Raw genomic sequence first — 7,795 nt, 5'->3', positions numbered from 1 at the left:
CGCTTTTGTCCACCTGAGGTGGACAAAAGCGCCGTTCATCGACCTTCCGAGCCGGGCGTGTCGGGCCCGCTCAGACGATGCCGAGGGCGATGCCGAACTCGGGCTTGGCGTTCAGGAGGTAGGCGCCGGCGGACTGGAGGATCCGGTCCTGGGCGGCGAGGTGCTGGCAGATCGTGGCGGTGTCGCGCAGCCACCGGTCCATCGGTGAGGAGCGGTGGATCGACCACGTCTGCAGCAGGTCGAACAGGCGGTTCACGATCGAGCGCGACATGCGGAACGCGTGCACCCACGACAGCGGGCAGGCGGCGCGGTCGATCGGGTCCAGGTCGTCGAGCGTGCCACCGGCGGCGAGCACTTCCCACTGGCGTTCCAGCGCGCCGTAGACGCCCGCGCGGGTGGCGTTGAAGTCCGCCTCGCACGCCGCCAGCGTCACCTGCACGCGCCAGATGTCCGCCCAGTCCGTGCCCGTCATGCGGTCAACGCGCTGCAGCACGCTTTCCCGGGCGTAGTCCAGCGCGGCCCGCGCGACGCCGAGCGAGACGCCGCACATCGTGCGGGTGAACGCGTCGGGCTGGGCGAGCGGCCCGCGGCGGCCGCGCACGTTGTCGAAGCTGAACGAGTGCTCCTCCGGCACGAAAACGTCGCTCATCGTGTAGTCGCAGCTGCCGCTGCCGCGCAGGCCGGTGGTGTCCCAGTTGTCGATCACCTCGACCTGGCCGCGCGGCACGAGGAACTGGCGCGACTCGTGCGGGTTGCTGCCGTCCGGGCTCGCGTACTTCTTCCCGTCCTGGTAGACGAAGCCGCCGGAGATCACCCAGTCGGCGTGGCCGATGCCGCTGCCGAACGGCCAGCGCCCGCTCAGCCGGTAGCCGCCGGGCACCTTCTCGGCGCGGCCGGAGGGTTGCAGCAGGCCGGCGACGATCTGGTCGGGGTTCGGGAACATCTCCTTCGCCACCACCGGGTCGATGAACTCGGCGTAGATGCCGGTGTTCGACCCGATCATGGAGCACCAGCCGACGGAAGCGTCCCCGTAGGACAGCGCCTCGACGACCTCCAGCTGCTCCATCGAGGTCAGTTCCAGTCCGCCCCAGTGCTTTCCGAAGCACATGCGGAAGACTCCGTTGTCGCGCAACGTGTCCACGATGTCCTGCGGCAGGTGCCGCAGCCGCTCGATCTCGGCGGACCGTTCGCGCAGCGACGGTGCCAGCGCCTTGGCGCGCTCGATGAGCTCTGCCGCGGTCCGGGCCGCGGGCGTCCTCGTCATGGTCACCCTGAACTCCCCCTACTTGACGATGCCGAGGCAGATGCGGAACTTGGGCCGGCGACCGAGCAGGTACGCGCCCGCGGACTCGAGGATCGCGTCCTGCGCCGAGAGGTTCTGGCACATGGTCGCGGTGTCGCGCAGCCACCGGTCCATCGGCGAGGACCGGTGGATCGACCACGTCTGCAACAGGTCGAACAGGCGGTTGACGATCGAGCGCGACGTGCGGAACGCGTGCAGCCACGCGATCGGCGACGCGGCGCGTTCGTTCATCGTGAGGTCGTCCAGCGTGCCGCCGGACGACAGGACCTCCCACTGCCGCGTCATCGCGGAGTAGACGCCGTTGCGGGTGGCGTTGAAGTCGGCCTCGCACTCGGCGAGCGTGACCTGGACGCGCCAGATGTCCGCCCAGTCCGTGCCGGTCATCCGGTCGACCCGCTGCAACACGGTCTCACGGGCGTAGTCCAGCGCCGCACGTGCGACGCCGAGCGGGACACCGCACAGGCTGCGCATGAAGGATTCGGGCTGTGCCAGCGGATGCGGCTCGCAGCGCGGGTTGTCGAACGTCAGGGTGTGCTCCTCCGGCACGAACACGTCCGTGATCCGGTAGTCCGAGCTGCCGGTGCCGCGCAGGCCCGTGGTGTCCCAGTTGTCCAGGATCTCGACCTGGCTCCGCGGCACCAGGAACTGGCGCGACTCGTGCGGGTTGCTGCCGTCCGGGCTCGCGTACGGTTCGCCGTCGGAGAAGACGAACGCACCGGACATCACCCAGTCGGCGTGGTGGACGGTGCTGCCGAACGACCACTGGCCGCTCAGCCGGAACCCTCCGGGCACCTTGTCGGCGCGCCCGGCAGGGGCCAGCACGCCGGCGGTGACCATGTCCAGCCGCGGGTAGACCTCGCGCACGACGGCCGGTTCGAGGAAGTTCGCCAGCAGCCCGGTGTTCGCGCCGATGATGCCGCACCACGCGGCGGACGCGTCGCCGTACGCGAGCGCCTCGGCGACCTGCGTCTGCTCCATCGACGTGAGCTCGGGGCCACCCCACTCACGGCGGAAGCACATGCGGTGCACACCGGTGCCGCGCAGCAGCTCGACGACGTCGGCCGGGAGCTGCCCGGCCGCCTCGATCTCGGCGGACCGCTCGCGCAGCACCGGCGCGAGGGCCTTCGCGCGGGCGATGATCTCGGTCGCCGTGCGGGGCTCGTCGGCCACCGTGGTCATGTTCTCGCTCCTGAGGCTCGTCATTCGTCCACGTCCAAAAGCCCCGCGGGCATCGCGAAAGGCGCGTCGGGGTCGGCAGGTCCGACCGGTTCGGTCTCCAGCTCCACCAGGGCGGCGGCGGTTTCCAGCCGTTCCAGGCACGTCTGCATGTCGTCGGCCTCGCACACGACGAACGAGTGCCGCGCCAGGTAGCCGCCGGGAGGCAGGCGCAGCACCGTTCCCGGCTCGCACATCGGCGAGGTCGCGACCAGGCCGGGCGCCTCGGACGGCAGCTTGATCGACTTCAGCAGGCAGTCCTGCTCCGGGATGCCAAAGCGGATGCCCGCGACGCGGCGGTGCGTCGGCGTGATGTCCGGCCGCTGCCCGGTCGTGACGTCGAACAGCACCTCGCCGGGCTCGATGCCGGTGGCGGTGCGGCCCAGGAACGGGATGAGGTCGCCGCCGAGCCTGCCGTTGATCTCGATGATCAGCGGGCCGCGGTCGGTCAGCCGCACCTCGCTGTGGGTGATGCCGTTCTCGATGCCCAGCGCCTGATGTGCCTCCGCAAGGTGCCGCATGAGTTCCTGGTCGTCGAGCAACGGGTCGTTCGCGTCGACGACGTGCCCGACCTCCTCGAAGTACGGGTGGTCGCTGGAGTGCTTGCGCGCCACGAACATCGGCAGGTACTCGCCCTTGTGGACGGCGCCGTCGACGCTGATCTCGGGGCCGGGCGCGTAGCGTTCGACGATCGCGCTCGCCCGGTACGGGCCGGGGTCGACCTCGCTCGCCGACAACGCGGTGTGGAACGCCTCGTCGAGCTCGGCCTCGTCGGTGGCGAAGACGACGCCGATGCTGGCGCCCATCGCACGCGGCTTGATCACGACCGGGTAGCCGATGCGGTCCGCCGCGGCGCGGGCCTGCTCGACGGTGGTCGTGAGCTCGAAACCGGGCTGGTGCAGGCCGGCGGCGGTGAGCACGGCACGGGTGCGTTCCTTGTCGCGGCAGCCGCGCACGCCCGCCGCGGACAGACCCGGCACGCCGAACTCGGCGGCGAGCAGGCCCGCGTCGAGCACCAGCGGTTCGTCCCAGCACATCAGGCCGACGACGGTGCGGCGGGCCACGACCTCGCGGGCGGCCTTGCCCATGATCTCCGAGTCGAAGACGTTCGCGACGACGATCTCGTCGAAGTACTGGCGCTGCCAGGTGGGCTTGAGGTTGTTGATCAGGACGAGGTCGATGCCGGCGGCCTTGGCGCGCCGGGCGATCGGGGCGACGAGGTACTCGCGGTAGACCTTGAGGCCGCTGCCGATGACGAGGATTGCCGGGTTGCTCATGCCTTCACTCCAGTGCGGCGGGCGAGGAGGTCGGTGAGGATGTCCTGCGAGCGGTGCGCGATGACGCTGATCAGCGAGTCGGCGATGCCGTGCGTCTCCTCGTTCACGCCCTGCAGGTACATGGCGCCCCACGCGGAGTCGCCGAGGTCGACGCGGTAGCAGCGGCTGACGTTGATCTCGTCGAGGCCCGCCCGTTCGGCCAGGTCGCGGACGAGCCACGGCATGCGCGGGTCGTAGCCGGTGCCCAGCAGCACGAGGTCGCAGTGCAACGGCTCGACCTTGCCGCTCATGCGGTCGCGCAGGTCGAGGACCACCTCGTCGTTCTCGACGCGGGCGGCGACGACCTCGGTCATCGGCCGCACCCACGAGCGCTGCGGGCCGAGCGTCTTCTGCTGGTAGAGCATCGTGTAGAGGTTGTCGAGGAACTCGGGCGCGAGGCCCGCGTAGTTCGTCAGGCGCATCTCGTCGAGGATCTGCCGGCGCACCTCGGGCGGGCTGTCGTAGAACTCGTCGACGAACGACGGGTAGAACAGCTCGTTCACGAACTTGCTGTGCTGGTAGTTCTGCAGCCCGATCGACCGGACGACCATGGTCACCTGGCTCTCGGGCAGGTTCTGGTGCAGCGCGTAGAACATCTCGGCCGCGCTCTGCGCCCCGCCCACGACCACCGCGCGCAACGGCCGGTCCTTGGGGATCTGCGCGATTCTGGTGCGGTACTGGGCGCTGTGCACGATGCGTTCGGCCGGCAGCTCGCCGAACACGTCCGGGATGCGGGGGTCGCGGCCGCCACCGACGACCAGGTCGCGGCAGCGGATCCGGTCACCGTCCACGAGGGACACTTCCCAGCCGGTGATCGAGCCGTCATCGGACCGGGTCGGCTCGATGCTCTGCGCTCGGGAGTCGTAGCGGATCTGCACTCGTTCCAGCGACTTCGCGGCCCACTGCAGGTAGTCCGACAGCTCCCAGCGGAACGGGCTGAAGGTGCCGAGGTTGCAGAACTCGTCGAGCCGTCCCTGGGAGTGCAGGAAGTTGAGGAACGAGAAGCGGCTGCGCGGGTTGCGCAACGTCACCAGGTCCTTGAGGAACGAGACCTGGCTGCGCGCCCACGGCATGAGCAGGTTGCGCTGCCACTTGACGTCCGGGCTCTGCTCCAGCAGGAGGGTGTGCTCCGCCAGGTCCGACTCGGACTCCTCGATCGCGACGGCGAGCGCCAGGTTCGCCGGTCCCGCGCCGATCGCCAGAACGCCGACTTCTCGGTCAGTCACAGTGCCCCCTCGATGGTTTCGCGGCCGAAAACGAAGCTAGACAACGAAGTTCCCCGAGAAGAAGAGGAACCGTTCCCGACCGGCCGGGAATTAGCGGACTTCGATGTGGACGGTCGCCGCCGCGTTCTCCGCGCGCCGCAGGGCGTCCGCGGCCGTGTCGCCGGTGGCCATGACGATGCCCGCGCGGTCCCAGGAGCTGCGCAGGCCGTCGAACCGCTCCCCCGGTGCGACGGTCACCTGCAGCAGGTGCACGCCGTCCAGCTGCCGTGCCTCGTCCACGCCCCCGATGCTCTCGACGACGCCGCGTTCGATCGTCAGGAACCGCACGGCCGCGCCGGTTTTGGCCTTCACGGGCAGGTCGCTCGGCGGGTCCTCGCCCTTGAGCACGGCGTAGTAACAGCGCAACAGCTCGACGGGATAGGCGAGCTGGATGACGTCCAGGATGCCGTCCCCCGCCAACCTTCCCGCACACTCGACGAGGTGCGGGACGCCGTCGGAGACGATCCACTCGCAATGCACGATGCCGTCGCGGAACCCGGTCGCGCCGATCACCCGCGCGGTCTCGTCCTTGAGGAGCTCGTCGAGCTCCGGAGGGATGTCCGCCGGCACGACGTGCGCGAGCTCGACCGGACGCGGACCTGGGACGAGCTGTTTGCCGGTAACGTTGGCCCACAGCGGTTTTCCGCTCCGAACCAGCATCTCGACGCTGAACTCCTCGCCCTCCACGAACTCCTCGGCGAGCATGGAGAGCTCCATCGGCCGGTCCGGGACGAAGATGCCCTCGTCCTGCGCCGTGCAGTGCGCCCACGCCTCTTCGACCTCGTCCGGGTCGTGGATCACCTGCGTGCCCACCGACGCCTGCCGGTTCGACGGTTTGAGCACGACCGGCCTGCCGCGCAGGAACGCCACGACGTCGGCCGGGCTCGTGACGCGGACGCTGGCCGGGTTCGGGATGCCGGCTGCCGCCGTGACGCGGCGCAGCAACGCCTTGTCCCGCATGATCTGCGCCGCGCCGGACGTCGCGCCGGGCAGGCCATAGCGTTCGGCGAGACGGGCGGCGAACGGGGTGGCGTACTCGATCGCCGGGATGATCGCCGCGGGGTCGAGGTCGCGGTGGGCGTGGAAGAACTCGTCGGCCTTGCCCGGCGTGAGGTACTCCCACTCGATCAGGCCGCGGACGAACCCGACGCCCTCGATCTGGTCGCGCACGTGCCGCTTGCGCACCACGTCCGGTTCCTCGACGTAGATCACCGAGTCGTCCGGCTGGAACTCGGCGACCAGGCCGATCGTGACGCCGACGAAGCCGACGACGATGACGGGCTTCACGCCGCACCTGCCTCGACGCGCTCCTCCACCACGCGGACGCCGTACACCGCGAGCAGCCCGGCGACGCCGTTGACCAGCGCGATCACGATCCAGAACGCCCCGCCCAGCGAGTTGAACGTGAACACGCCGAACAGCGGCCCGATGGCGGACGCGAGCCCGACCACCGCCTGCATCGTGCCGATGTAACGGGACTTGTGCTCCGCGGGGAACTTCGCCGGGTGCGCGAACATGGTCGGCCCGGCGATCATCAGCCCGCTCACCGCGAACACCGCGCCGAGGATCACGAACGTCCCGGACTGCACGGCGAGGGCGTAGAGGACGAAGCCGAGCGAGTTCACCAGGTGCCCGGCGAGCACGGCCACGTGCGCCGGGATCTTGACGATGTACGAGGTGATCTTCAGCTCGCAGGTGATGAGCACCAGCGAAGAGACCGTGAGCACCGCGCTGTAGAGGCTGGTCGGGTACTTGTCCGCGACGATCTCCAGCGGCAGCGCCGTGGTGGACTGCGCGTACGCGATCGTGCCGAGGAACACCGCCGCCAGGTAGGCGAGGTACCTGCGGTCGCCCGCCATCTTCGCGTACGCGTCTCGTGCGTCTGCTGTGGACTTCTCCGTGTGCTCCTCCGGCGCCTCGACACGCGGCAGCAGCGCGTACGCCAGCAGCGCGTAGAGCAGCGCGGTGGCGCCGTCGAGGTAGAAGAGCAGGTCCCAGTCGACGAGGATCAGGCCCGCGGCGATGAGCGGGGCGAGCGCGGCGCCGGTGTTCAGCGCGATCCGCATCATCGAGAACGCCATCACCTGGTGCTCTTCCGGCATCAGGTCGCTGAGCAGCACCGCCGCGGCCGGCCGGTACGCCTGCGTCACCAGGCCCGCGAGGCCCACCACGACGAACAGCACCACCGGCATCTTGGCCACGAACGGGATCGACGCCACCAGCGGCGCGGACGCCAGCATGGCGGCGGTGATCGTCGTGCGCGGCCCGAACCGGTGTGTGAGCTCGCCGCCGAGCAGCGTGCCGAAGATCGACCCGACGCTGTAGGCGGCGAGGCACAGGCCGGCGATGCCGACCGCGTCACCGCGGAAAGTCAGGTACAGCAGGATGAACGTCTGGACGAACGCGCCGAGCTGGTTGATCAGCACGCCGCCGAGGAGGTAGCGGACGGGGGTGGGGGTCACCCGCAACGTGGCGAAGACCCCGGTCTTCTCGGACATCAGGCTGCCTCCTCAGGGGCGTTGACGACGGGCACGGCGACCGGTGGTGCCGAACCGGAACTGCTACGTGGATGAAGGGCTCCTTCCTCCACGTCAGGTGGAGGAAGGAGCCCATCATCCACCTCACCGGACGGCGAGTTGCGAACCAACCTCACGCCGCCTCCCCCAGCCCCCCCAGCGCCCCCCCCCAGCGGGCGG

6 protein-coding genes are annotated in these 7,795 nt (G+C 69.8%); all 6 read right to left on the bottom strand.

Annotated features, from left to right (window positions below; genetic code table 11):
* Positions 1-70 precede the first annotated feature (70 nt).
* The 6 genes from ABZV40_RS46110 to ABZV40_RS46085 all read right to left on the bottom strand — a co-directional run bounded on the left by ABZV40_RS46110 (position 71) and on the right by ABZV40_RS46085 (position 7,597).
* Complete coding sequence (locus ABZV40_RS46110) at positions 71-1,264, bottom strand: acyl-CoA dehydrogenase family protein (RefSeq protein WP_355456468.1); 1,194 nt, start codon at positions 1,262-1,264, stop codon at positions 71-73.
* An 18-nt stretch (positions 1,265-1,282) separates the two neighbouring features.
* Positions 1,283-2,482 (bottom strand): acyl-CoA dehydrogenase family protein, encoded by a 1,200-nt coding sequence (locus tag ABZV40_RS46105; RefSeq protein ID WP_355456467.1) that lies wholly within the window; start codon positions 2,480-2,482, stop codon positions 1,283-1,285.
* A 20-nt stretch (positions 2,483-2,502) separates the two neighbouring features.
* The gene (locus tag ABZV40_RS46100; RefSeq protein WP_355456466.1) at positions 2,503-3,795 is read right to left on the bottom strand and encodes an ATP-grasp domain-containing protein; all 1,293 of its coding nucleotides are present in this window, start codon (positions 3,793-3,795) and stop codon (positions 2,503-2,505) included.
* Positions 3,792-5,060 (bottom strand): SidA/IucD/PvdA family monooxygenase, encoded by a 1,269-nt coding sequence (locus ABZV40_RS46095; RefSeq protein ID WP_355456465.1) that lies wholly within the window; start codon positions 5,058-5,060, stop codon positions 3,792-3,794. The genes ABZV40_RS46100 and ABZV40_RS46095 overlap by 4 nt, the downstream gene beginning before the upstream one ends.
* Before the next feature lie 90 nt (positions 5,061-5,150).
* Positions 5,151-6,386 (bottom strand): ATP-grasp domain-containing protein, encoded by a 1,236-nt coding sequence (locus ABZV40_RS46090; RefSeq protein ID WP_355456464.1) that lies wholly within the window; start codon positions 6,384-6,386, stop codon positions 5,151-5,153.
* Positions 6,383-7,597 (bottom strand): MFS transporter, encoded by a 1,215-nt coding sequence (locus ABZV40_RS46085; protein ID WP_355456463.1) that lies wholly within the window; start codon positions 7,595-7,597, stop codon positions 6,383-6,385. Before ABZV40_RS46085 ends, ABZV40_RS46090 begins: the two co-directional genes overlap by 4 nt.
* Positions 7,598-7,795: the final 198 nt, after the last annotated feature.

This window comes from Lentzea sp. NPDC004782, from assembly GCF_040609115.1.
GTDB lineage: Bacteria > Actinomycetota > Actinomycetes > Mycobacteriales > Pseudonocardiaceae > Lentzea.
This window is presented reverse-complemented; position numbering and strand designations above follow the sequence as displayed.